Source organism: Sphingobacterium sp. R2 (assembly GCF_040760075.1).
In the GTDB taxonomy this organism is placed as follows: Bacteria; Bacteroidota; Bacteroidia; order Sphingobacteriales; family Sphingobacteriaceae; genus Sphingobacterium.
The window spans coordinates 2,019,705-2,045,846 of sequence record NZ_CP142884.1 but is presented as its reverse complement, the minus strand read 5'-3'; the positions used below and the strand labels follow the sequence as shown (position 1 = coordinate 2,045,846).

Here is a 26,142-nt window from a genome sequence, read left to right as displayed (position 1 = left end):
TAGTTGTCATTCACAGACGGACGATTTTACGCAGGTTTTATCAGTCATTAAAAAAATAAAACGATGAAAACGAATATTAAATACCTTGCAATAGCAGCAGTAGCACTTTTTGCATCGTGCGAAAAACAGTTGGATATAACGCCTGAGGGCTCTCCTTCCGCGCAGAATTTTTGGAAAACCGAACAGGATGCCATCAAAGCGGAGGCTGGTATGTATCAAAAATACAATGAAGAGGATTATTACGGCCGCGGAATGTTTTGGTTTATTAACGCCAGTGACGACATGGTAACAGGACGTAACAAACCGGAAGCCGACAATATCAAAAATTTCAACCGCAATTACATCGGTGGTGGTTATACCGAATCGCAATGGAGCATGCGCTATGCGATTATAAAAAGGGCCAACGATATTATTATCCATGTTCCCACTATAAGCATGGATGAAGCGCGAAAAAAACAGATCATTGGCGATGCCTATTTCAATGCAGGTCTGGTTTATTTTCAATTGGCGGCAAACTATGGGAACGACAAGGCGGGGGTGCCTATTGTTACACCTGAAACAGATGCTTCTGTTCCGGTAGCCAGAGCCAATAGCGTTAACGAAAATTACGATTACATCATTTCACTACTATTAAAAGCGGCCGACAACCTTCCCTATTTCTCAGACATGAATGCCTCAGATTACGGTAAAGCGCACAAAACTGCGGCATGGGCCTATTTATCAAAAGTATACCTGTACAAAAAGGACTATACCAATGCGGCCAAATATGCAGATATGGTGATCAATTCGGGCAAACATGATTTACTGCCTAATTTTGTCGATGTGTTTAAAGCGGCCAACAACTGGTCCAAAGAATATATCTGGTCGGTGGTCTGTACGCCAAATGGTGGCGGTACTGGATGGGGAAGTAAGCTTCCTGGAGTTATGCTCACCAACAAGGCCTGGGGAATCTACAATGGCTGGGGCTATTATCTACCGACAAAAGAACTGTACGATTCTTTTGAATCTGGCGATCTACGCCGTGAAGCAACAATCTTGAAACCTGGGGACAAATTTCAGTTTTTCGGCAATGAACGCACTTTCACAAAAGACGGCGGCGCTACATCCAATTACCAATTCAAGAAATACATGGAGCCGTTTTCTTATAAAGACCCTATTCCAACACATGTCAATCCAAATGGAGATAATGGCACTACAGATCTAAATGTTCCATTGATGCGCTATGCCGAAGTACTATTGATCAAGGCTGAAGCCGCCATTAATTTAAATGGCTCCGGTGCTGGCGATACTGAATTAAATAAAATCCGCAAGAGAGCGGGCTTGTTGGCAAAAAGCGGAATGACGCTTGTAGATTTAAAACGTGAGCGCCGCAATGAGCTTGCTGGGGAATGGGCAGACCGTCACCGCGATTTGGTCAGATGGGGTGATGCACAAGCTACCTATGCTAAACCTCTACACGATTTCGATGGTACGGTCATTTGGCCAGCTAGAAATTTCAATCCGCAAGTACATGACGTGTGGGCTGTTCCACAACGCGAGATCGACAACAGTTCCGGTGTCATTAAACAAAACCCAGGATGGTAAAAAACAATAAATTAATGTGGCTGCTATTTGCAGGCCTAAGCATTCAGTCGGTTTCTGCACAACAGAAACTGACTGCCAATGCCGGACATAGTCATAATGATTACAAACAGCAAATCCCGCTGTTGGAGGCTTATTATGCTGGAATGGGCTCTATCGAAGCGGACGTCTTCTATCGCAATGGAGAGCTTTACGTTGCCCATGAAAGCAGTGAGATCAAACCAGGGAAAACGTTAAAAAAACTTTACATTGACCCTTTAATTGCTTTCTTTAAGGAGAACGGGAATAAACCTTATGCCAAACCTGAGCAAACCTTGCAGCTCGTGATTGATATCAAGGAAAATTACGAACAGGTACTGTCTAAATTGTTGGCCGATTTGAAGGGCAACGAATCTATATTCGACCAGCAGAAAAATCCTTCCGCCATTAAAATTGTCGTCAGCGGTGAAATCCCACCGCCCGAAAAGTTCGACAATTATCCATCAATGATTTATTTTGATGGCCGGCCGGAAAAAGACTATACGCCGGCACAGCTCAAACATATTGGCATGATCAGTCAGGATATTAAACAGTATTCAGTCTGGAATGGCAAAGGGACCCCTACTCCACCCGACCTTGAAAAGATGAAATCTGTGATAGACAAGGCGCATAAATTGGGCAAGCCCTTTCGTTTCTGGGCAACCAAAGACAGCCCCAATAGTTGGAAAGAACTTGGTCACATGGGGGTAGATTGGATCAATACAGACCATCCTACTGCGCTTAAGAATTTCTATTTAAACAGCGCTAAAGTCGAATATGCAAATCCAAAGGCCTACGTTCCCTATCAGCCAACCTATAAAAACGATGGCGCCACGAGCAAGGTCAAAAATGTTATTTTACTCATTGGTGATGGCATGGGCTTAGCCCAGATACAGGCGGGTTTAAGTGCAAATTTTGGTCAGTCCAATATTATCAACATGAAACATATTGGTCTTTCACGCACCGAAGCATCCAATTCGGATTTTACCGACTCTGCTGCAGGAGGGACTGCCTTGGCTACTGGACATAAAACCAATAACAGGTACATCGGTGTGGATGCCAATGGTAAACCCATCAGTTCGATTCCAGATACACTGGCTCATCATGGGATCAAAAGTGGCATCATCAGTGTCGGGGATATTACCGATGCCACCCCTGCGGCATTTTATGCTCATCAGATCGACCGGACTATGTCGGAGGAAATTGCAGCAGATTTTAAAAATAGCCATGTGGATATTTTAGTGGGTTCGCGTCGCGAAAGCTTTGTTAAAAACAAGGATAATACATTAATGCAGCAACTGATTGAAAAAGGTTATCAGCTTCAGCAAAATTTAGATGATTTCGAAAAAGCGACATCGGGCAAACAGCTGGTGCTCTTGGCGGATTCTGCGACAAGAAGAATACTCGATGGCCGGGGAGAAATGTTAAAAACTTCGCTCTCAAAAACGATTGAGCTTTTGTCTAAAAATGACAATGGCTTCTTTATCATGGCCGAGGGTGCACAAATTGACTATGGAGCTCATGCCAACGATCTCCCCTATGTTGTTACCGAACAGCATGACTTTGATCGGCTTGTCGGGGAAGCCCTAAAATTTGCGGACCAAGATGGCGAAACACTCGTTATTGTCACTGCAGATCACGAAACTGGCGGACTTTCCCTATTGGATGCCAATTATAAAAAAGGAACGATAAGAGGAAATTTCAGCAGCGATGACCACACCAACATTATGGTACCTGTCTTTGCTTATGGTCCCGGCGCACAGCATTTTATTGGTATCTACAACAATACAGCAGTTTTTAAAAAGATTATTCAAGCGTATCGGTTGAAATAATCGATTTGAAGCCTTCATACAACGCAAAACCCCTCGGTGTTTATACCGAGGGGTTTCATTTCTATAGTTCATCAATTTGAATGGCCGCCTTGCCGCGGATCGCATGCTTAGAACAGCGACTTTGAAAGCCTTTGCGGTTTAATCTTCAGTTTATGGGGATTAAATTGCTTGGCACTTATCTGCCAACCAGTTCTTTTCCTCCGCATTAAGATGCGTCGACAATTGATCGTAAACCCATTGATTATAATTATTCAACCAGGCAATATGTTTCTTATCCAATAGGGATTTCTCGATCAAATCAGTTGCGATATAACATATTGTTAATGTCTCAAAATCTAGAAAATCGCCAAATTCAGAAGAACCTGCTTTACGGGTCAACACTAAGTTCTCAATACGGATCCCATGTTTTCCTACACGGTACAATCCAGGCTCTATTGAAGTAATCATGCCAGGTTCAACCGCAACATCGATTGCCGCCGGGTTAAACACCTGTGGCCCTTCATGCACATTCAGAAAAAAGCCTACCCCATGTCCGGTACCATGCCCATAATTGCGTAATGTTTCCCACAATGGACGACGCGTTATCGCATCGATCTGATAGCCGCGCGTTCCAGTCGGAAAAATGGCCTGAGAGCCTTCTATCGTTCCTTTGAGCACCAATGTATAATCCTCCTTTTCCTCTTGGGTCGCAGCACCGAGGGATACTACACGTGTAATATCTGTTGTGCCCGTTTGATATTGCCCTCCAGAATCTACCAATAGCAACCCCTTAGGCTCTAACATATAGTTTGATTTTTCATTTGCCGAATAGTGCGGTAAGGCACCATGGTCCAAATATCCGGCAATTGTGGTAAAGGAGACGTCAACAAAGCCCTCTTGACGCTCGCGCAACTCGCGCAATTTATCTGCGATAGATAATTCGGAAAGTTCACCGGAAGAAACATTTTCTTCCAGCCACTTAAAGAAACGCGTCAACGCTACGCCGTCTTTTACAAACGTATGGCGATTATTTTCAATTTCAATTGTATTCTTAATAGCTTTTAAACTCGTCGAAGGGTTTGTTTTTTCAACAATTTTAACCTGTTTAGGTATGCTGTCAAAGACGGCAAAACAGGTACGTTTGGGATCAATAAGAATTGACGCCACATCCAATGCTGAAATCGCTTTAAAAACATCTTCATAGGGCGCCACTTGCACTCCACACGTTTTCAGTTGCTCCGTCGCCTCAGCGCTTAGTTTCGATGGTTCGATATAAAGTGTACTATCTTCGGTTGTAATCATTACAAAGCCCAAAACAACAGGGTTACAGGGCACATCCTGACCACGGATGTTTAATAACCAGGCCAGGTCGTCCAAAGATGAAATGAGATGCGCCGCCGTTCTATTCTTTTTCATTTCGGCACGGACAGCTTCAATTTTAGAAACCGTTGATTGTCCCGTAATATTTTCATCCAGCAGGTAGGCCTGTGCCTTAGGCAGCGCTGGACGTCCTTCCCATAAGGAAGACAGCAGATCAACATGACCATCTACTGTAATCTCCAAAGGCTCCAAAGTATGCTGAACAGATTGGGCCACCAATAAAGAAGCGAGATTGCCGTCAAAAGCAACTTTAGCGCCAGCACCCAGCTGCTCTCCCAACCAATCCGCGTATTCTGCGGCTCCCTGTGCTTTCAATTTCACCAGTTCAAAACCTGTTCCTGCCAACTGCTCTGCCGCTTGAACAAAATAGCGAGAATCGGTCCAAAGTCCCGCAAAATCCTGCGTGATAGCCAAAGTGCCTGCGGAACCTGTAAATCCGGATGCCCAAGCAATACATTTGTAACGTTCTGGTAAATATTCACTAATATGAGGGTCTGATGACGGGATAATATAGCCGTCGATTCCTTGAACCTTCATCGCCTCACGAATAGCAGCTAATTTTTCGATATGCTTCATGTCGTTTATACAATTTTATGCAAGTTAGGATTTTTTAGGGGCGAATGCCTAACTTTAAGCCAAATAAAACAAACGAATACAGCGAACGCTTTCCCCTAAAAATAAGGCAGTGTTCAAGTCATCATGATACATCCGACGAAATATCCATGATTGCCTGCACGAATGTAGATAGCCGTGTTTGGTCGCATGTAATTCAGGATATGAAAATATACCATAGGACAATAAAAAATAGGATATATGAACCAATTTGTGCTAAGTACGATAGCTTTTTCCACTTACGCGTTAACGACCGTTACCACTCCACTATTTGCACAGGATCTTCGCAGTAAAATCCAAGATGCTTTTACACAGTTTCAAAATCAGGAAAGCCTCAAGAATGGTTTGAGCTCATTGATCGTTTTCGATGGAAAAACAGGACAAACGCTATTCGCAGCAAATGAAAATATCGGACTGGCGACCGCCTCCACCATGAAGGTAATCACTTCGGCAACGGCATTGGACTTCCTGGGCAAGAATTTTCAGTTCAAAACAACCCTGTATTATACCGGTGAAATCGACGAAAATGGTGTGTTAAACGGAAATATTATTGTGACAGGCACGGGTGACCCCACACTTGGCAGCGCCCGCTATCCAGAGACTCAAGCAACAACGATACTGAACAAGTGGCTCGCAGCAATCCAAAATGCCGGTATCAAAAGTATTCATGGCGCCATCATCGCCGATGACAGGCTTTATAATGGGAACCAGCTTCCGGGCGGGTGGATCTGGACCGATATGGGGAACTATTACGGTGCGGGAATTTCGTCACTCAATTGGTGTGAGAACGCCTTTGGCGTAAATTTCAGTCCAAGCAATAAGGTTGGCGCCAAAGCGGAGATCCTGAGCTATACCGCTCATGTTCCCTACCTGGAAATTATCAACGAAACAACTACGGGTAAAGCAGGAAGTGGAGACAATGTATACGCCTATGCTGCCCCTTATTCGACCAAGATATTTGTCCGTGGTTCGTACGGACAGGATCTCAAGAAAACAATTGAGCTCTCTTCGCCCGATCCGGCCTATGATCTCGCTTATCAATTAAACGAAGTCTTAAACAATAACGGTATTTCTGCCAGCGAGCTACCTGCCACCGGGACAAAGATGGATTCGGTCGATGTTTCAAAAAAACAAACCCTGGATATCCACCTTTCCCCAACCTTAGACAAAATTGTCTACTGGTTTAACCAAAAGAGCATTAACCTCTATGGAGAAGCCCTTTTGAAAGCCATCGCTTATACAACAGCGGGTAAAACAGGCACCGACGATGGCGCCTATTATATACAGAAATATTGGAATGCCAAACTAGGCATAAAATCCAGTGAACTTAATAGCATGGATGGCTCTGGTTTATCACCTCAAAATAGGGTGACCACAGCTGCCATGAATAAGATTATGCAATATGCACAAAAACAAAACTGGTACCCCGCTTTCTACGAAAGTCTTCCCACCTATAACAATATGAAGATGAAAAGCGGAACAATTGGCGGCGTACTTGGTTATACAGGTGTGCATACCAATAAATCAGGACAGTCGTTTACGTATACTTTGCTGGTCAACAACTATTCAGGACCGGCTTCTATTATGCGGCAGCAGATGTTTAAATTACTGGATGTCCTGAAGTAACATATTATTGTCTAATAATAATAAGATATTGGTAAAAATTTTCAATTATCAAAAAGAATGATAGATTTGTAGCCTTAAATTAATAAAATCGTAATGAGTAACACTAATCGTAAACAGGCAGCATTAAATTACCACGCTATGGGTAGACCTGGTAAAATAGCTGTTGTTCCGACCAAACCAACAAATTCGCAAAGAGACTTGTCATTAGCATATTCTCCTGGTGTAGCGGAGCCATGTTTGGCTATTGCTGAGAACAAAGAAGATGCATATAAATATACCGCAAAAGGAAACCTTGTTGCCGTTATCAGTAATGGTACAGCCGTATTGGGTTTAGGCGATATCGGTGCCCAAGCTGGTAAACCAGTCATGGAAGGTAAAGGTTTATTATTCAAAATTTTTGCCGACATTGATGTATTTGACATCGAAGTGGACACCAAAAATGTCGATGAGTTTGTCAACATTGTCAAAGCATTGGAACCTACTTTTGGAGGTATCAACCTGGAAGATATCAAAGCACCGGAATGTTTTGAAATCGAACGCCGTTTAAAAGAAGAAATGAACATCCCTGTGATGCACGATGACCAACATGGTACGGCAATCATCTCCGGTGCAGCATTGATCAATGCCTGTGAAATTATCGGTAAAGATATTTCAAAAGTAAAAATCGTTGTCAATGGCGCTGGAGCAGCTGCAATGTCATGTACAGCAATGTATATTTCAGTAGGTGCTCGCAAAGAAAATATTGTGATGCTGGATAGCAAAGGTGTAATCCGTACGGATAGAGAAAATCTTGACAGTATGAAAGCACAATATGCAACAGATCGCGATATTCATACCCTGGCAGACGCTGTCAAAGATTCAGATGTATTTATCGGTCTATCGGCAGCAGAAGTCATGTCGGCAGAAATGTTGTTATCGATGGCTCCAAACCCAATTGTATTGGCGATGGCAAATCCAAATCCTGAGATTGCTTACGATTTGGCGATGGCAACACGTAACGATATTATCATGGGTACGGGTCGTTCAGACTATCCTAACCAAGTAAACAATGTATTGGGTTTCCCTTATATCTTCCGAGGTGCGTTGGACGTACGTGCAACTGCCATCAATGAAGAAATGAAAATTGCGGCAGTACGTGCGATTGCTGACTTGGCGAAACAACCCGTTCCGGAAGAAGTTAATCAGGCTTATAATACCAATAACTTAAAGTTCTCAGAAGAATATATTATTCCAAAACCTACAGATCCACGTTTGATCACGGAAGTTTCTATGGCTGTTGCGAAAGCCGCTATCGCATCAGGTGTAGCAAAGACCGTAATAGAAGATTGGGATCAATACAGCGATGCGCTACGTAAACGCCTTGGTAAGGACGATGCGATCATGCGCAATTTGACTATGGCTGCTAAAAGAGATCCTAAACGTGTTGTTTTTGCGGAAGCAGACAATTATAAAACACTGCGCGCGGCACAGATTGTCAAAGAAGAGGGCATTGCGGTTCCTATTCTTTTGGGCCGAAAAGATAAAATCGAACGCCTAATTAAAGAATATGCTTTTGAATTGGATGGCCTCGAAATCATCGATCCCATTGCTGAAGTAGATGGTGAAACAGAGCGTTCCAAGAAATTTATCGAGCACCTGTACATCAAGAGACAACGTCGCGGTATATCGAAATATGATGCCCGTAAGCTGATGTATGACCGCAACTATTTTGGAGCCTCTTTAGTGGAATTTGGCGAAGCTGATACCTTAATTTCTGGTATGACCAAAAATTACGCAAATACGATCCGTCCGGCATTGCACGTGATCGGGGCTAAACCAGGAAGTCGCGTCGCAGGAATGTATATGATGTTAACCAAAAAAGGACCCATTTTTATGGGGGATACAACGGTGAACGAAGATCCAACTGCGCAAGAATTGGCCGACATTACCTTGCTTTTGGATAAAGCCGTTAAGCGCATGAATATCCAGCCACGTATCGCTCTATTGTCGTATTCTAACTTTGGTTCAAGTGAAGGAAAAACGCCTACAAAAGTAAGAGCTGCAGCACAGATTCTACACGATCAATATCCTGATATCATTGCTGAGGGTGATTTACAAGCAAACTTCGCATTAAATAGCGAAATGCTGACAGCAAACTTCCCTTTCAGCTATTTAAATGGAAAATCAGCAAATACACTTGTGTTCCCTAATCTAGAATCAGGGAATATTGCCTATAAATTATTGCAAGAAGTTGGTGAGGCGGAAGCTGTAGGGCCGATTCTTTTGGGTATGAACAAACCCATCCACGTTTTGCAGTTGGATAGCTCTGTACGCGAAATCGTCAATATGGTTACCATTGCCGTCGTAGACGTACAGACACATCTTAAAAATTTATAGAATAGCTTAAAATCTTCCTATATTCGTATACTATGTACGAATATTTCAACGGAAAATTAACATATAAAGCCCCCACTCACGTTGTTATCGATGTGAGTGGGATTGGCTATTATGTCCACATCTCTCTTTATACCTTTTCTCAAATCAAAGATCAGGAAAACTGCAAATTATTCATTTCACTTCAAGTTCGGGAAGATTCTCATACACTTTATGGCTTTGCAACTGAAGGTGAGAAAAAACTATTTGAAAATTTGATCTCTGTTTCGGGTATAGGTCCCAATACAGGTCGTATGATCCTGTCGTCAAACACACCAGATGAGATCCAGTCTGCCATTGTTAATGGGCAGGTCTTACTGATTCAAAAGATTAAGGGAATTGGTCCTAAAACAGCACAACGTCTTATCTTGGAACTTCAGGATAAATTAAAAAAGCAGGGATTCGAAGCTTTGGCAACATCTATTCAGTCCCAATCCATACCGGACGAAGCGCTATCCGCACTTGTTATGCTCGGGTTCAACAAAGCCGCGGCAGAGAAAGTATTAAATACCATTCTAAAAACAGACAGCAATCTTTCTGTAGAGGATATGATCAAATTAGCACTGAAACGACTTTAATGCAGATACGTTTTTGCTGAACTAATCCAACAACAAACATCGGATCACACATACGTACTGCATATGCTGTAGCGAAAAAGACATAAAGGAACCTTAGCGTTCCTTTATGTCTTTTTCCTAACCTCGGTTTTGCAATACTTCGCGCCCTCTTAATGGTTCACTTTTGGGACAGCACCACGGTAATGAGTACCACTTTTCACCAATAATATTGCATGGAGGGCCTCTCTGGTAGCGAACATATATAGATAGCGCTTACATATCGAAGTCTTCTTCAAGCATCTAAAGCAAGGCTTAAAAATACGACATTCGTCGAGACTTCTGAAAATCCAATAATGATCTAGATCTGGACTTCACTGATCGGTATATTGCTATTTAAATATCTGCAAAATAAGGTCAATTTTTTCCTTAAATAGCTAGCGTTAATCAGTACACAAATGGGTAGTTTTGTTATCCCTTAGTTATTATTAAAGTTTAATTTTATAATTTTAACATATAGCTCATCCCTACTTTAGAGCTAATTATAAACTAAGATAATCAAATTATGAAAAAGAAACTAAATTGTATTGCTTTGATAGCATCATTTTTGGTTTTAACTACCTCCTGTTCAAAAGATCTCATTCCAAGTGGAACTGTTGAGCCTAACTCTGGACTTAAAGGCCTAAAGACATACACATTTAAACCTACTAGATCAATCTTTCAAGTTTTGGGAAGTACAATCGGCAATAATGTGATCCAGTTATTGATCAATCCAAGTCCTAATGGCGTATCTCATTTTATTACACAGAATGTAGGCACATTTACTGCGAGTGATCCAGGTTTGCCGATTTACTATACTGCAAAATAGCTAAAAGATATCTCGACGTTTAAAACGACGTTTAGAATTGACCATTAAATATATTTTATGATGATGAATACAACATATAGAGAAAAGAGTTTAGGGATTTTAAGTGTATGTTTACTAATGGCATGCTTCTTATTCTCATGTAAGAAAGATACTCCAGATGTTCCTGAGAAGAAAAATGAAAAATGGAGAACCCAAGCTAAAACTGATAGTGTGGGGAATCAATACTATGTGGTAAATACACTGGACAATACATTAGAGATTAGAGTCGATAATAAGGATGGGAAGACGATCTTTTCAGAAGTTTGCCCGACTATTGATTCTACTGAAATACCTAGTGATATGCGCAATTTGATTGTTGATTTGGTTGCTCCAAATAGGTTTATTAACAGAGATCAAGCGTCCCTATCTTTGGAGATAGTGCTTGATGATCTAGAGACTAGGAACAAATACATCCAGCTTTTGGCGAATATCGATCTTGACAGCAAAAAGTTTTATACAAAAAAGTATAAGGTAGAACAGCCTCTGGATTGGGCTTATGTAACCTTTCCTTATTCTTTAGTGCAGTGGTATGGTAATTCGTTGTTGGTCCGGGAGGGCACGGATAAAGACCTCAATAGAGGCGGGGGATATATGGGGTTGGGACAGCGTGGTACGCAGTTGGTCTGTTATGAGCGAGATTTTTCCATTCGTTATACGAAGGATATAGATGCTTCTGATGCTTACTATCCTTCTGGTAATTTATGGAATATTCCTATTAACAACTATGAATATATGCTGTTCTTAAATGACGGCTATGTAGGTCGGATGCAAATAGTCACCAGTGTCGAGGATAAATGGGCTGGAAAACAGGCTGTGATCTGGCGAGATAACCTAAAGGAGACAAATAATATTCCGGCAGATTATTCCATAAAAATTACTGATTATAATATTCAGAATAATGTAGTAAGTGCTAGTTATAACATTTATGATGAAAAAGGCCAGTTAAAGGAGAAAAGGACCCGGAAATGGTCGATTGGTAATGGAATGCCGTTAGGGAGTTAATTCATGTTTCCTGTATGCCAGGGAGACCTATGCCTATCAATTCTTAAATATATGAAAAGTAGAATGAACTATTTTTTTAAAAGGATCACTAAGTATGTTCCTTTGTTATTGATGCTATTTTCAATAGTTAGTTGTTCAAAATTCGAATCTGACTTTGACAGCGGAAACGGTAAAAACGCTTTGGATCAATTAAGATTACCGAAGATTCAAGATTTTACCGTTAGTTCAAGATCTAATCCGGAAAATAATGTGTCCGGCAAAAGATCAGCAGGAGGGAAAAGAGCAGACTTGACTACTCCTCCTGATGAAGATAATCCCTTTAAGCCAAAAGCAGGCTCAGCTAGATTCGGGTAAACATTATCAACACAAAGAAATAATAACATTCGCCTGATGTGAAAGCGCTAATATTCTCTTAACTTTGAACAGCGTATTAGTGCTTTTTCATTTCATGCAGGTTGAGACATGACATGTACTGTAGCTTTCTGAGCAAGCAAAGCATGTTTGGCAGTATAGTCCTCATAGCAAATGCATGATTATTTTTTTAGATAGATTTTTATGGCAGAGGATTTACAAATAGCTAAAGGTAGCAAAGAAGAACAATATCAAAATTTACTTCCTCAAATTGGAGGATTACTGCAAGGCGAGCCTAATCAAATTGCCAATCTGGCTAACATCGCTGCTGCATTGAAAGAACAATTCAATTTTTTCTGGGTTGGTTTCTATCTTATAGATGGAGATGAGCTGGTATTAGGTCCATTTCAGGGACCTGTTGCATGCACGCGTATCAAGAAAGGTCGTGGTGTCTGCGGAGGAGCTTGGGCACAAGAAAAAACATTGATTGTTCCGGATGTGGAGCAATTTCCGGGACACATTGCCTGTAGCTCACTATCGCGATCAGAAATCGTGCTACCCGTTTTTAAACAGGGACAGATTATCGGTGTGCTGGACGTTGACAGCAGTGAATTAAATAGTTTTGATGAAGTCGATGAGCAATACCTTAAACAGATATTACTGCTTTTAGACAGCGAATAAATAAGCTCCACAACCAACGAATGAAATAGCATAAGTATCGGACTAGATTTGAAAAACAAACCGTATACTTATGCTATTTTTTTACAATTCAAGCAATCGATAACTGTTCATAAAAAAAACATCTGATAGATACCTAAAAACCAAATCCGACCTGTAAAGTAAAACGGTGCAGGTCATATTTTTTATCTATTTGTGTTCTTCCATACCAGATATCAATTTCTGGCAAGCTTGCTGAGGGTCGCGTATACGTGTCCTTTCGGCTATAGTGTTGATACCGATATCCTGTTGCCAATGACCAATATTTCGCCGAATTATTAAATTTAAAGCGCCAACCCAGCTGTGGGTTTATCAGCAAGCCGCCCCGATATTCATATTTTAAATTGTTCTCGACTGCATTTTTATTCAAGGAAGTAAAACTATAGCCTAAATCCAATCCTGCAAAAAAACTACGCTTTCTGTCAGGAAATTCTACATAATTCACTTTGGCTGAGACCGGAAGAAACCATTTTGATCCTTCGCCGTCTACTGGATACCTATCCACCCCTATATTTAATCCCAGAGCGATATTTTCATGGAGCTGCAGCCCATGGAATGTATGCAGGCCAAATCCAGATTCGAGAAAGGCAGGACCATAGGTTAAAACCGAAAATTCATTATGATTTGTATATTTTTTTGTTTGGGCATCAACAGTTAAATAACCGAGAAAAGCCAAAATGGCTATTGAAAATCTTTTCATATCAGAATAATGAAGCTCTTGAAATTTTTTTTTAATTGGAACCGATAATCGGAATGATGCTCAATTCCTTCAGTTTGGCTTTATTGCTATAATCATATTGATGTACACCTTTTTCTGCAACAACGATTAGCGATTTTGATCCGGCGATCACATCTATGCTCGTCAGTTCTTTTTGAGTTTCGAGAAGCTTATTGCCTATTTGGCTGACATCACTGGCATCGAATGACTTCAATCCGAATTTTCCTTCACAAACATATAAGGTTTGGTCTGAGAGCGCCAAGCCATGGGGATTCTCCAACGTGAAGGTATTTTTTAACATCGGTTTTGTCAGGTCTTGGATGTCGATAACTTCCAATAGATTCTGCTGTCCACCACATACTACGCCAGCCCGTAAAGTTACAAAGGCATATTTCTCGTTAACTACCACAGGATCACAAGCACGAATATGCGAATAACGCGACAGCTCTACGGGAGCCGATGCTGTGGTGATATCATAAATCACCATACCTGTATTGGAGCCTATAAATAGGTTGTTTTTAAAAGGAAAAATTGTTTCGATACCAGGGCCTATCTTGATGTCCTTTACATAGACAGGTTGACTTGCATTCTGTACGTTAAAAAGGTGTAATGTCGTTTGATCTACAGCATATAAATGTTTATTAGCAATGGTAAATCGCGCCATAGATCCGCCCTGCCCCGATCCCGAATTGGTCTCGTAATAAACATTATCTTTTCGGTCATAGGGTGAATATTTATCTTTTTGGCTATAGCTTACAAGACTATCTCGGTATCCTGTAATGATGCGATCTGTAGTATTATTGATATAATCCATTTCAAGCAAGACCTTAAACACATCCTTATTTCGTGTCAATAACTTGGGTGACGCTGGATTTTCCAGATCGAAGGTCAACAGATCTGTAAAACTATCAGCATACAGCTTTCCATCCAGAACCGCAAGATCCACATTTCCAGGAATACTTAAGAACGCCATCGCCAGAGGTTTTGACGGATCTACATTATTAAAGATATGAATGCCTTTCCCTGGTTCATTGATTAACAAATAATCTTGATAAATATAGATCTTTCCAGCTTGAACAATAGCGGTAGGGCCGCTTACGGGATTCGCTTTAGCCCGTATACTTTCCATTGTTTCAAATATTGGCACGCGAGCCAGATACATTCCCTTACTTTCGATCTTATCACAGCTCGAAAGCGCTATACAACTCAATAAGATAATCCAAATTCTTTTCATAAAATATAACTACGAGGTCAATTAAGTTTACAATCTCTATAGTTAACGATATACTTATGAATTCGCTACAAACAATCTAATTTTTTTTTCTACCCGGATAGTTTGCTTTTCCGGATCAATCTTCTATAAATGACATTCCCAGACTTTAACGAGTTTGTCATCGCTCACACTAAAGAAATATTTCCCATCTTCAGACCATACTCCCGCATTTATAGATAAATGATGGCCATCCTGCATTTTCTCTCGGCTCATATTTTTCAATAAGGCAAAGTCATCTGCTGACCAGAATTTTAACGATTTATCCCGACTGACAGTTGCAAAAATTGGCGCTTTTGGATGGGGATATATACCGTATACGGTAAAAAGATGAGGTACAAAGGAAAAATTACTCGTCAATTGATTTGGGTCTGAAATCACCAATTGCGCATCCCGTCCACCACTTAGCAATTTATTATCGATAAAAGCCAAAGACGTGGCGGGCATACTATGCAATTTTGAATCAGTAATCATATGAAAGTCGGTACTATCTAACATATAAACTTGCCCATCTTTATCGGCCAAAGCTATTCGTCCAAGTCCTTCGTCAATTGCAATTGCCCGAATTGTTGTCGGGGATATACGTTTTTCGTAAATATTTTTATAAGTTTCCAGATCAATGACATACAATGTCCCTTCTTCACCTGCCGCCAGCAGTTCATTTTTCCAAGGCATATAGACCAATGAAAAGATAGCTTTGGTGCTTAGTTGTATGCTTGCCACAAGCTTTTGCTCTTCTACATCTACAAAAAGCAGCTTACCTTCGCGCAACGCGATGGCCAGAATCGGTGTTCCCGCTATCATCCGTAAAGCGTAAACCGATGAACTTACCGCGCACAGAATACGCTTAAACGCATTGTTTTCAATATCCCATTCCACAACACCCTTATCGTTACCAGCGGTAAAAAAAGTGTGCGGGTGATAGCCTTTTTCTACACAAAAAATAGGGTTTTGATGTCCTGGTAATGTCGATTTTAATGTAATATCCATAGTAATTTCGCTAAAACTCCTTCGCTATCCAGATCGCATAGTCCATATCCATTTGTTATGCTGTAGGATTAAATTTTCCGCCGACCGAACTGCGATCCGCTAAAGATCAATACAGCAATACGAATTGATCGCCGGTAGAAACAAGAAGTGCAGTATATCCACAAATATACTGCACTTCTGAGATTCTTTTGTCATCTTAGCTTAAAGCCTGCTGACCACTTCTGATTTTGTTCAACGGCAATCCCATTGCTCAAACACCTATTGATGTCTGCTTTCCAGATTTTTAGCAATCGTTTCTAAAGAAAATCCTTTCTCCCGCAACAATACGATCAAATGAAACAATAAGTCTGAGGTCTCATTGATAAAATCAGTATCAGTTTCGGTCAAAGCTGCAATGACTGTTTCGACTGCTTCCTCGCCCACCTTTTGCGCAATCTTATTGATCCCACGAGAACGCAGACGGTTAACATAAGATTCGTCTGACGGATGCGCATACCGATGATTAACAATGCGCTCTAGCTCCAACAGAAAATTTTGATTAAAGTCTGTACTGAAACAACTTCTGCTCCCTGTATGACAAGTAGGCCCCATTGGGTCTGCTTTAATCAAAACGGTATCTTTATCGCAATCAATATGAATGCTTTTTACATTCAAAAAGTTACCACTCTCTTCGCCCTTTGTCCAAAGGCGATTTTTGCTTCGGGAGAAAAACGTGACACGTTTCTCTGCTTGAGTCTTCTGCCAAGCTTCCTCATTCATATAGCCCAACATCAAGACTTCCAACGTTTGGAAGTCCTGCACAATCACTGGAACGAGGCCGTCACTTTTTGCAAAATCTAACATGATTTTAGTATTTCAATTTTTAATTATTCTCGAAGAGCCATGGGCTCCTGTTTAACTTCTCAGGACTTCATTCAGCAAGTGTATGACGTACTACTCTTTGATCATTGGTCTTCAATCCTGTTTCCTATCTTACGACAATTCCATTTTGCTGCAACGTAGCTTTAAGATCCGGAATCAATATTTCACCATAATGGAAAACGGAGGCCGCCAAAGCTGCATCTACGTTAGCGTGTTGAAAAACATCCACAAAATGCTGTTGATTACCCGCACCTCCAGAAGCTATAAGCGGAATATGGATCTGATCATTTATGGTTTTTAAAAAGCCATTATCAAAGCCATTTTTTGTACCATCATGATCCATCGATGTAAGCAAAATCTCTCCTGCTCCTCGCTCCTGTGCCTCAACGATCCATTCTGATGTATTCAACTCGGTCTTTATACGTCCACCGCTCAAATACACAAAATTTTGTCCTTCAATAGATCGGGTATCTACCGCTACTACAACGAATTGTGCACCAAAAGCAGCTGCCATTTCATTAATCAAAGCCGGATTACGTACCGCGGCTGAATTGATGGAAATTTTATCTGCACCTGCATTCAACAGGATATCAGCATCTTTAATTTCATTGATACCACCGCCGATTGTAAAAGGAATATTGACTTGACGTGCGACCGCTTTGACTAAATCAATTGTTGTTTTACGACCCTCATGTGTCGCTGTAATATCCAGGAAAACGAGTTCATCAGCTCCCTGTTGGGAATACGCATAGGCTAGCTCAACAGGATCACCCGCATCACGCAAGTCTACGAAATTGACGCCTTTTACAGTTCGCCCGTCTTTAACATCCAAACACGGAATAATACGTTTTGCAAGCATGCTAAAATCTGATTAACGATTTTAAATTCCAATCTTTGATTTCATCGATCGAGATTCTATTTTCATAGATTGCCTTTCCAACAACTACAGATTCTACTCCACCCAATTCCTGAAGTTTCTGAATATCATCCATTGAACTGATTCCACCAGAAGCAATGAGCTTGATAATTGGAGAATGGCTCAACAACTTTTGGTACAATTCCACACCAGCACCGCCCAATTTACCATCTTTACTAATATCGGTACATAAGAACCTAAAGAATCCCAATACCAAGCATTTATCAATATATTCGATCAATCTGATTGGCGAGCTTTCCAACCAGCCCGAATATTTAATAACTTCATCCAATACGTCAATTGCTATTACAATGTGATCCGCATACTTCACTTTCCCTTCGTTCAAGGTAGCCAGTTCTTCCAGAAAAGAAGGATTTGTAATGGCCTGGGTTCCCACAATGACACGATAAACACCAGCATCGACCAGTTCCTTTACCTTTTCTATACTTCTGACACCACCTCCATATTGAATTTTCATTTCTGTTTTTTGGATGATATCAAATAAGTAGGCCTGATTACTGAAGTCTCCTTTTGCTCCGTTTAAATCAATGATATGAACCAGCTCAGTACCATTTGCATGATAGTTTTCGATCTGCTCTTCTAAGCTGATTGCATACGTTGTAACGTCGTCATAGTTGCCTTCTCTCAGACGGACAACCTTTTTGTCCAAAACGTCTATTGCTGGAATGATATACATAGTTGAATGTTTTTAGTCAATTTAAATAGTTGAAAAATTGAGCAATAATTGCTCACCTGCTTTCCCGGATTTCTCGGGGTGAAATTGCACACCAAAGAAATTATCTTTGGAAATTGCCGCTGAAAAAGGCTGCCCATAGACACATTTTGCAGCGGTATACCTGTCATCGAATTCAATGAAATACGAGTGGACAAAATAAAAATAAGTCTGATTTTGAATGTGTGCAAATAAAGGATTATTTTCTTGTACAGAAACGCTATTCCACCCCATATGTGGCACTTTACCTGCCTTTTTGCTATCAAAATGAAGGGTTTTCAAAGGAATTAACTTTAACATTTCTGCATTTCCCTCTTCTGAAAAATCAGTTAGCAATTGCATTCCTACACAAATGCCCAACACCGGCTTACGCAACGCCTTGATAGAAGGCACGAGTCCAGACTCGTGCAATTTATCCATCGCTGCACCTGCATGCCCAACTCCTGGAATGATAATCCGATCGTACAGATCGATCTCCTCCGCCCTGTTGATCATCCCATAGGAGAGTCCTACCCGATCTAATGCCGCTGTTAAGGAAAAAATATTCCCCGCACCATAATTAATAATTCCTATCATTTTACAATACTCCCTTCGTACTTGGCAACTGCATGTGATCAGCATCGCGTCTCACCGCTTTCTTGATGGATTTAGCAAAAGCTTTGAAGATTGCTTCGATCTTATGATGCTCATTTTCGCCTTCTGCTTGTATATTTAAATTCGATCGCGAAGCGTCCGAAAAGGATTTAAAGAAATGAAAAAACATCTCTGTAGGCATATCGCCAATTTTTTCCCTTTTAAAAGCTGCATCCCATACAATCCAGTTTCGACCACCAAAATCCAATGCAACCTGAGCCAAACAATCATCCATCGGTAATGTATACGAATAACGTTCAATACCGCGCTTATCACCAAGGGCTTTCAAAAATACCTCCCCCAAAGCGATACCTGTATCTTCGATGGTATGATGTTCGTCTATATGAAGATCCCCTTTCGCCTTAATGGTCAAGTCTAATGCCCCATGCCGAGCCAATTGATCCAACATATGGTCGAAAAACGGCAGTCCTGTCTCAATGTCTGACTTACCCGAACCGTCCAAATTTAACTGAATAAAAATATCTGTTTCGTTAGTCTTACGATGATGTTCGGCGGTACGCGTGCCCAATTTAAGAAATTCATATACGGTCTTCCAATCTGTTGTTTCTAAAGCTATAACAGTTGAATCGATCGCTAAGTTTTCCAAAGCACCTAATTGATCGTTAGCACGTAGCCAAATTGCCTTTGCGCCGAGGTTTTGTGCCAGTTTAACATCGTTTACACGATCACCAATAACAAAAGACTGGCTCAAATCATATTTTGATGCATCAAAATAATCCCCCAACATACCTATCCCCGGCTTACGCGTGTCTGCATTTTCATATGGAAAAGTTTTATCGATATGCTCTTTGGCAAATACCACCCCTTCCCCTGCAAACGTATCAATCACAAAACGATGGACTGGCCAGAAATTTTCTTCCGGATGGGAAGACGTTCCTAAACCATCTTGGTTGGAAACCAAGATCAATTCGAAATCCAGTTCCTTTGCGATACGTGGCAGATACTGCAAGGCACCAGGATAGAATTTTAATTTGGCAAAAGAATCGATTTGTTCATCTTCTGGTTCCAAAATTAATGTTCCGTCTCGGTCTATAAACAGTACACGTTTTAAGTTATCAGGCATAGTATTATTTATTGATTTGATTAAGTTTTTCTAATAATGTTTGATTTTCAGCCGGTGTACCAACAGTGATCCGCAAACATCCGTCACATAATTCGACTTTAGACCGGTCTCTCACGATGATTCCATATTGAACCAAATAGTCGTAAACTTCCCGAGGTTGATCCATTTTGACCAAAATAAAGTTAGCATCCGAAGGTGTAATATGATGCACATAATCCAGTTCAAGCAGTTCGCGCACGAGTTTTTCGCGCTCCGCTACGGTTTCTTTGATCCAGTCATTGACTTGATCCACCTGATCCAAAGCTTCAAGTACAATATCTTGTGTGGCCTGGTTAATGTTATATGGAGGTTTAATTTTATTGTAAACAGTTATAATCTCCTTACTCGCAAAAGCCATACCCAAGCGTAAGGCTGCCAAGCCCCAGGCTTTGGACAATGTCTGCAACACTACTAAATTGGGGTATTCTGCCAATTCTTGTGTAAATGATTTTACAGCGGAAAAATTGATGTAAGCTTCGTCCACAATCACCAGCCCCTGAAAATTATTCAGGATCGTTTCAATGTCCTGACGACGGATTGAGTTTCCGGTTGGGTTATTCGGAGAACAGATAAAAATTAGTTTCGTATGAGCGTCTATTGCATTGGCAATACCCTCCAAATCCAATTGATAATCTGCGGTAAGGTTGACTTTCCTACAGGCAACATCATTGATGTTGGCAGAAACTTCATACATACCATAGGTTGGTGGAACTAAAATCACATTATCCACACCGGGCGTACAAAAAGCACGATATAAAATATCAATTGCTTCATCGCTTCCATTTCCCAAAAAGATATTTTCTGCTGGTACGCCTTTTATTTTAGAAAGCTTTGCTTTGAGTTGATGTTGGAGAGGATCTGGGTATCGGTTGTAATCATGGCTTAGTGGGGATCCAAAAGGATTTTCATTGGCATCGATCAATATGGATGCCTCCCCTTTAAATTCATCTCTTGCGGATGAATAAGGTACGAGCTTCTTAATATTTTCCCGTAATAGATTGTTTAAGTTGAATGGATTATCCATTATAAAAAAATTAGAGCCGTAAACTTAGATAAATTGTTCATCATATGCAATATAATAAGCAATTATTCATCGGAGCGCTTATTTATACTGAAAACCATGTACCCTCTATCGAAAGCTCTGTATTGGGGAATACCGACCTCGCTTCTTCCAATAATGGCTGTAAATCTCTATATCGTGCTGAATAATGACCCAACAGCAATTTTTTGGCATGGGTTTCTTTTGCTATCTCGCCGGCTTCAAAGGCTGTTGTGTGAAATGTCTCTTTAGCACGATCCACCATATCATGTAAGAATGTAGACTCATGATACATGAGATTTGCTTTCTGAACAAAAGGGAGATAATCTGCTGTACGTACCGTGTCCGAACAATAGACATAGCTGCGCGACAGTGGTGCAGGAAGACTTAACTCATCTGCAGCATATACTTTACCGCTTTCGTCGACATAATCCATCCCCTTTTTTATCACAGGATAATAAACGGTAGGAATATTCAAGGCTTGTACCACATCGGCAAGTAAGGTTCTTGCCCGCGGCCCTTCATCAAAGCGAAATCCCGTACAAGCAATTCGATGTTTGAGCGGGAATGTACTTACCTTTAATGTCCTATTCTCAAAAATAACACCTGGTGCGTCAGGTGAAATTGGATGAAAAACAAGGTTATAGCGTAAAACAGTTTCAGAATGTAGAAACTGTAAGTCTAAGATTTCTTTTAACGCGGCAGGACCGTACAGATGGAGATCACTTTTTCTGCCGACAAGATGCATGGATGACAGCAAACCCACCAAGCCCAAATAATGATCTCCATGTAAATGGCTAATAAATATATGTCCGATACGATTGCTCTTGATACCATATCTGCTGAGCTGCATCTGTGTGCCTTCTCCGCAATCGATCAAAAACAATTGCTCATTAAAGTTCAACACCTGGCTGGTCGGATGACGATCAAACATCGGCGTCGCTGAGCTATTTCCTAATATCAGAACTTCAAACTTCATATTAATCCTCGATTGCCCCCCGATATTCAGATTCCAGTTCATGCGCAAAGATTAAATCTTCAGCAACCTTTAAAGATGGTGCAATCTTTAGCGATTTGTCCAAATGCGAAACACGAACCATATCCATTAATGTAGGACAGAGATTTACCAAAATAAAAATGCCACCAACCGATTGACACAACCGATGTGCGAGTACCCCTAAACGGATCCCCACCTCGTCCGTCTGCTTAACGTGGATCATATCCAAAACAATATTCCGTTGTCCAATCGTATTCCGCAACAAAAACTCTCCTTTGAGTTTAGCTGCATTATCCGCATCTATCACATCGACATGAGGTTCTATGACAATATAGCGATCGTGTTTATCAATGGTATACTTCATGAGTTGATCTCCTTTATTTGAGGATACAATGTACTAATAATTTAGCGCTTTTAAGGCGTTTGCCACATTTCTTTCTACCCGTTCAAGCACATTTTCCTGTTCTGGGTAAACAAACTTTTCTCCGACAATATGTTCGTATAGTTCAATATAGCGCTCAGAAATGGAAGCTACAATCTCATCCGTCATTTCTGGAACAGTTTGTCCGTCTTTTCCTTGAAAACCGTTTTCGATTAACCATTTCCGTACAAACTCCTTTGATAGTTGCTTTTGTGGCTCATTTCGATCTTGGCGTTCTTGATAACCTTCTGCATAAAAATAACGCGAAGAATCCGGTGTATGAATTTCGTCAATCAACACGATTTGACCATCTTTTTTACCAAACTCATATTTCGTATCCACCAATATTAAACCGCGTTGTGCTGCAATTTCAGTTCCTCTTTGGAATAAAGCTTTGGTATATTGCTCGAGCTGAACATAATCCTCTTCGCTTACGATGCCCTTATTCAAAATATCAGCACGTGAAATGTCCTCATCGTGTCCGACCGCTGCTTTCGTTGTCGGCGTAATAATAGGTTCAGGCAACTTGTCGTTTTCCTTTAACCCTTCTGGCAATGATTCTCCACAAACTTCACGTTTACCTGCCGCATATTCACGCCAGGCATGGCCAGATAAATAACCACGGATAACCATTTCCACTTTAAACGGCTCACACATTTGGCCAATGGTCACACTTGGGTCCGGCACAGATACCACCCAGTTTGGAATAATATCAGCAGTAGCCTTTAAAAATTTGGCTGCAATTTGATTCAGAACTTGCCCCTTATACGGAATAGGACGTGGAAGCACCACATCGAATGCTGAAATACGGTCGGAAGCTACCATTGCCAAATACGTATTGGCAATCGTATACACATCACGTACCTTTCCTCTGTAAAAAGCAGTCTGGTTTTCAAAATTAAAATTTGTTTCTTTTATAGCATTCATGTTCAAAGTAAAATACACCTGTAAATAATTATTATAATCTGCGAATGGCGCCTTCATGCCAGGCAGGATTATACAGCATTTATTTTATGAGCTCGCTGTACTCATTTATTTCTAGCGGAAAACAACACCTTACTTTCGGTATCAGCCTATTAAATATCGCCGTATGCTTCTAAAATGCGGCGCACCAATTTATGCCGTACCACATCTCCACCGCTGAGGTGAACAATATCTATCCCTTCGATATTGTCTAATAAGCGAATCGCCGTTGACAATCCCGACTGATTTTTCTTCGGCAAATCCACTTGTGTCATATCACCAGTAACAATAAATTTGGCCGTAGGCCCCATCCGCGTTAAAAACATCTTCAACTGCATATCTGTTGCATTCTGAGCTTCATCCAAAATGACAAAACAGTTGTCGAGCGTACGTCCCCGCATAAACGCCAATGGTGCCACCTCGATGGTGCGGTTTTCCAAATAACCTTTGAGTTTTTCGGCAGGAATCATATCATCCAAGGCATCATAAAGGGGCCTCAAATAAGGATCTACTTTTTCCTTTAAATCGCCCGGAAGAAATCCCAGATTCTCTCCCGCTTCAACAGCTGGCCGCGTCAAAATGATCCTTTTGATTTCTTTATTCCGGAGTGCCCTAACAGCCAAAGCAACGGCAGTATAGGTTTTTCCCGTTCCTGCCGGTCCGATAGCAAATAAGATATCATTTTTGGAAATACTATCCACCATCTTCCGCTGGTTGGGGGTACGTGCACGTACAATCAAACCATTAGGCCCATATACGATTGGTTCGGATCCAAAAGCAGCATTTTTGGAAGCGAGTTCCTTTTCCTGTTGAGCGGCAGAACCTGCACTTGCTCCCAGCAGATTTTCAAAATCCAACAAGGTAATGTTGTTAAATTTCTCCAAATGGGCCACAACTTCCTGAAAAGAGTGTTCAAACAGGTCCAATTCCTTCGCATCTCCTAGCACTTTCATTTCACTTCCGCGAGCTACAATCCGCAGTTTAGGGAATTGCTTCTTCAAATAATCGAAGTGCTCATTGTCTGCTCCCCATAATACGGGCAAATTCAGACCATCTAATGCAATTAGTAATTCGTTCAAATTTTATCTATTTAGAATTAATTAGATTGTAGCCATTACACAATATCATTGCTGTATAACACTATTCAAAATTAACGTATTCTAACGAAACCACCAAGAATATAGCGCGTACAAACAACGAGAATAAGAATGCATATTTGGAGGGTAATGTCTAAGGTGCAAACATGTCAATATACGTGAAATTTGTGCTATGTCGGTGTATATCAACCGAAAAGAAAAGATAATCAAAATAAGTTCTCCAATTAGCTTTACAAATCACCTGATAAATAGTAATTTTGTTCTCTATTTGGATAAATTACGGGGTATATTTTACGGGAATTCGACAGCAATTCAATCTAGGATTTAGATTATAATGGCAGTAATTACATTAACAACAGACTTAGGACATAAAGATTTTTATCAAGCAGCGCTAAAAGGGAGTCTTTTAACGCAGTTATCTGATGCCAATATTGTTGATATTACTCATGAGATCCCAGCATTTAATATTCCTCGAGCCGCTTTTGTATTGGGAAATGCTTATCATTATTTCCCCAAAGGGACTGTCCATATCATCGGGATCAACACCTTATTTCATGAAGAATCCAGGTATATCGGCATGAAATATAATGATCACTATTTTGTTGGAGCCGACAACGGTATCTTCAGCCTATTGTTGAATGGCAATGAGCCGCAAGAACTCTACGAACTCAACTTAATGCAGGATTTGCGGTATCTACATTTTCCATTAGCAGACATTCTATCTAAATCTGCTTGTCACATCGCAAAAGGCGGAAAACTCAAAGATGTCGGAACGCCAATGCAACAGCTGATTGAAAAAGTGACCTTGCAGCCTATCTTTGATAAAGATATGATTAGAGGCAATGTCATTTATGTGGATGCCTTTGGCAATGCCATCACCAACATCTCCAAAGATTTATTCAATAAGGTACAGAAAGGACGGCAGTTTGTACTCTACTTCAAACGCAATGAAACCATCACCAACCTTTCCTGGCACTACAACGAAGTAGGCGAAGGAGAAAAACTGTGCTTATTCGGCATTTCCAACTATCTCGAAATCGCCATCAATAAAGGCAATGCAAGCCAGCTCCTTGGACTTCATGACGATGACTCCAACGTAATTCGCATAGAATTTAAGGATTCCGTATCGTAAAACAATTATCAAGCGTCAACCCGCGGTCATCGCTACTAGTAATCGCTTCGCTATCTGTTCGCAACTGCTTCGCCCCTTATTCGGGGCCGCTCCACGCTGCGCCCACTAATTGCCCACCTTGGGTCCACTGATTAGGTGGACAATCAGTGGGCCCAAGGTGTAACCAAGGTAGCCAATTTCCGAACAAAGGGCGAACAGATGGCGAACGAAGGGCGAAGTCAGCTACGACCGGATTACAAGCACGATAATAAAACAAAATCTTACCGCAAACGTTAGTT

24 protein-coding genes are annotated in these 26,142 nt (G+C 40.9%); 10 read left to right on the top strand and 14 right to left on the bottom strand.

Annotation, left to right across the window (positions count from 1 at the left end):
* The first annotated feature begins 63 nt into the window (after window positions 1-63).
* Both VXM68_RS08565 and VXM68_RS08560 read left to right on the top strand, forming a co-directional pair.
* A complete protein-coding gene (locus VXM68_RS08565; protein ID WP_294183903.1) occupies window positions 64-1,584 on the top strand; it encodes a RagB/SusD family nutrient uptake outer membrane protein in 1,521 nt (506 codons plus the stop codon).
* Complete coding sequence (locus VXM68_RS08560) at window positions 1,578-3,431, top strand: alkaline phosphatase (RefSeq protein WP_367211004.1); 1,854 nt, start codon at window positions 1,578-1,580, stop codon at window positions 3,429-3,431. Before VXM68_RS08565 ends, VXM68_RS08560 begins: the two co-directional genes overlap by 7 nt.
* A 159-nt stretch (window positions 3,432-3,590) precedes the next feature.
* On the opposite strand, the gene VXM68_RS08555 is transcribed toward VXM68_RS08560, so the two are convergent.
* Window positions 3,591-5,366 (bottom strand): aminopeptidase P family protein, encoded by a 1,776-nt coding sequence (locus VXM68_RS08555; RefSeq protein ID WP_367211003.1) that lies wholly within the window; start codon window positions 5,364-5,366, stop codon window positions 3,591-3,593.
* A 237-nt stretch (window positions 5,367-5,603) separates the two neighbouring features.
* Between VXM68_RS08555 and dacB the strand changes: the two genes are divergently transcribed.
* From dacB to VXM68_RS08520, 7 genes are all read left to right on the top strand, one after another.
* Window positions 5,604-7,028 (top strand): D-alanyl-D-alanine carboxypeptidase/D-alanyl-D-alanine-endopeptidase, encoded by a 1,425-nt coding sequence (dacB, locus tag VXM68_RS08550; RefSeq protein WP_367211002.1) that lies wholly within the window; start codon window positions 5,604-5,606, stop codon window positions 7,026-7,028.
* Window positions 7,029-7,121: 93 nt separating this feature from the next.
* Window positions 7,122-9,404, top strand: a complete 2,283-nt coding sequence (locus tag VXM68_RS08545; protein ID WP_367211001.1) for an NADP-dependent malic enzyme — start codon at window positions 7,122-7,124, stop codon at window positions 9,402-9,404.
* A gap of 32 nt (window positions 9,405-9,436) precedes the next feature.
* Window positions 9,437-10,018, top strand: a complete 582-nt coding sequence (ruvA, locus tag VXM68_RS08540; protein ID WP_367211000.1) for a Holliday junction branch migration protein RuvA — start codon at window positions 9,437-9,439, stop codon at window positions 10,016-10,018.
* A gap of 541 nt (window positions 10,019-10,559) precedes the next feature.
* Window positions 10,560-10,862 (top strand): hypothetical protein, encoded by a 303-nt coding sequence (locus tag VXM68_RS08535; protein WP_367210999.1) that lies wholly within the window; start codon window positions 10,560-10,562, stop codon window positions 10,860-10,862.
* Between the two features lie 57 nt (window positions 10,863-10,919).
* Window positions 10,920-11,903 carry a hypothetical protein gene (locus VXM68_RS08530; RefSeq protein WP_367210998.1) on the top strand — a complete coding sequence of 328 codons (984 nt, stop codon included), beginning with the start codon at window positions 10,920-10,922 and terminating at the stop codon, window positions 11,901-11,903.
* 51 nt (window positions 11,904-11,954) lie between these two features.
* The gene (locus VXM68_RS08525) at window positions 11,955-12,257 is read left to right on the top strand and encodes a hypothetical protein (protein ID WP_367210997.1); all 303 of its coding nucleotides are present in this window, start codon (window positions 11,955-11,957) and stop codon (window positions 12,255-12,257) included.
* A 201-nt stretch (window positions 12,258-12,458) separates the two neighbouring features.
* A complete protein-coding gene (locus VXM68_RS08520; RefSeq protein WP_293956287.1) occupies window positions 12,459-12,935 on the top strand; it encodes a GAF domain-containing protein in 477 nt (158 codons plus the stop codon).
* A gap of 133 nt (window positions 12,936-13,068) precedes the next feature.
* Here the strand turns inward: VXM68_RS08520 and VXM68_RS08515 are convergent, their stop codons facing one another.
* From VXM68_RS08515 to VXM68_RS08455, 13 genes are all read right to left on the bottom strand, one after another.
* Window positions 13,069-13,671, bottom strand: coding sequence for a hypothetical protein (locus VXM68_RS08515; RefSeq protein WP_367210996.1), 603 nt, complete (start codon window positions 13,669-13,671; stop codon window positions 13,069-13,071).
* A 31-nt stretch (window positions 13,672-13,702) separates the two neighbouring features.
* The gene (locus VXM68_RS08510) at window positions 13,703-14,923 is read right to left on the bottom strand and encodes an LVIVD repeat-containing protein (protein WP_367210995.1); all 1,221 of its coding nucleotides are present in this window, start codon (window positions 14,921-14,923) and stop codon (window positions 13,703-13,705) included.
* A gap of 123 nt (window positions 14,924-15,046) precedes the next feature.
* Window positions 15,047-15,949: a WD40 repeat domain-containing protein gene (locus VXM68_RS08505; RefSeq protein ID WP_294183880.1), complete on the bottom strand. Its 903-nt coding sequence runs from the start codon at window positions 15,947-15,949 to the stop codon at window positions 15,047-15,049.
* A 258-nt stretch (window positions 15,950-16,207) separates the two neighbouring features.
* A complete protein-coding gene (gene hisIE / locus VXM68_RS08500; protein WP_294183878.1) occupies window positions 16,208-16,792 on the bottom strand; it encodes a bifunctional phosphoribosyl-AMP cyclohydrolase/phosphoribosyl-ATP diphosphatase HisIE in 585 nt (194 codons plus the stop codon).
* Between the two features lie 124 nt (window positions 16,793-16,916).
* Complete coding sequence (gene hisF / locus VXM68_RS08495) at window positions 16,917-17,669, bottom strand: imidazole glycerol phosphate synthase subunit HisF (protein WP_294348720.1); 753 nt, start codon at window positions 17,667-17,669, stop codon at window positions 16,917-16,919.
* Window position 17,670: 1 nt separating this feature from the next.
* The gene (locus VXM68_RS08490) at window positions 17,671-18,423 is read right to left on the bottom strand and encodes a HisA/HisF-related TIM barrel protein (RefSeq protein ID WP_367210994.1); all 753 of its coding nucleotides are present in this window, start codon (window positions 18,421-18,423) and stop codon (window positions 17,671-17,673) included.
* Window positions 18,424-18,444: 21 nt separating this feature from the next.
* A complete protein-coding gene (hisH, locus tag VXM68_RS08485) occupies window positions 18,445-19,035 on the bottom strand; it encodes an imidazole glycerol phosphate synthase subunit HisH (protein ID WP_367210993.1) in 591 nt (196 codons plus the stop codon).
* Between the two features lies 1 nt (window position 19,036).
* Window positions 19,037-20,176, bottom strand: a complete 1,140-nt coding sequence (gene hisB, locus VXM68_RS08480) for a bifunctional histidinol-phosphatase/imidazoleglycerol-phosphate dehydratase HisB (RefSeq protein ID WP_367210992.1) — start codon at window positions 20,174-20,176, stop codon at window positions 19,037-19,039.
* Window positions 20,177-20,180: 4 nt separating this feature from the next.
* The gene (hisC, locus tag VXM68_RS08475) at window positions 20,181-21,239 is read right to left on the bottom strand and encodes a histidinol-phosphate transaminase (RefSeq protein ID WP_367210991.1); all 1,059 of its coding nucleotides are present in this window, start codon (window positions 21,237-21,239) and stop codon (window positions 20,181-20,183) included.
* Between the two features lie 82 nt (window positions 21,240-21,321).
* Window positions 21,322-22,233 carry a ribonuclease Z gene (locus tag VXM68_RS08470; protein WP_294348753.1) on the bottom strand — a complete coding sequence of 304 codons (912 nt, stop codon included), beginning with the start codon at window positions 22,231-22,233 and terminating at the stop codon, window positions 21,322-21,324.
* Between the two features lies 1 nt (window position 22,234).
* Complete coding sequence (locus tag VXM68_RS08465) at window positions 22,235-22,615, bottom strand: STAS domain-containing protein (protein WP_046672339.1); 381 nt, start codon at window positions 22,613-22,615, stop codon at window positions 22,235-22,237.
* A 33-nt stretch (window positions 22,616-22,648) separates the two neighbouring features.
* Window positions 22,649-23,599 (bottom strand): phosphoribosylaminoimidazolesuccinocarboxamide synthase, encoded by a 951-nt coding sequence (locus tag VXM68_RS08460; RefSeq protein ID WP_293956517.1) that lies wholly within the window; start codon window positions 23,597-23,599, stop codon window positions 22,649-22,651.
* A gap of 149 nt (window positions 23,600-23,748) precedes the next feature.
* Entirely contained in the window at window positions 23,749-24,714 is a 966-nt protein-coding gene (locus tag VXM68_RS08455; protein WP_294183870.1) for a PhoH family protein, read from the bottom strand.
* A 352-nt stretch (window positions 24,715-25,066) separates the two neighbouring features.
* Here VXM68_RS08455 and VXM68_RS08450 point away from each other — a divergent pair, with 352 nt between their 5' ends.
* On the top strand, window positions 25,067-25,864 hold the full coding sequence (locus VXM68_RS08450) for an SAM-dependent chlorinase/fluorinase (protein WP_293956272.1): 798 nt from the start codon (window positions 25,067-25,069) through the stop codon (window positions 25,862-25,864).
* The last annotated feature ends 278 nt before the right edge of the window (window positions 25,865-26,142 follow it).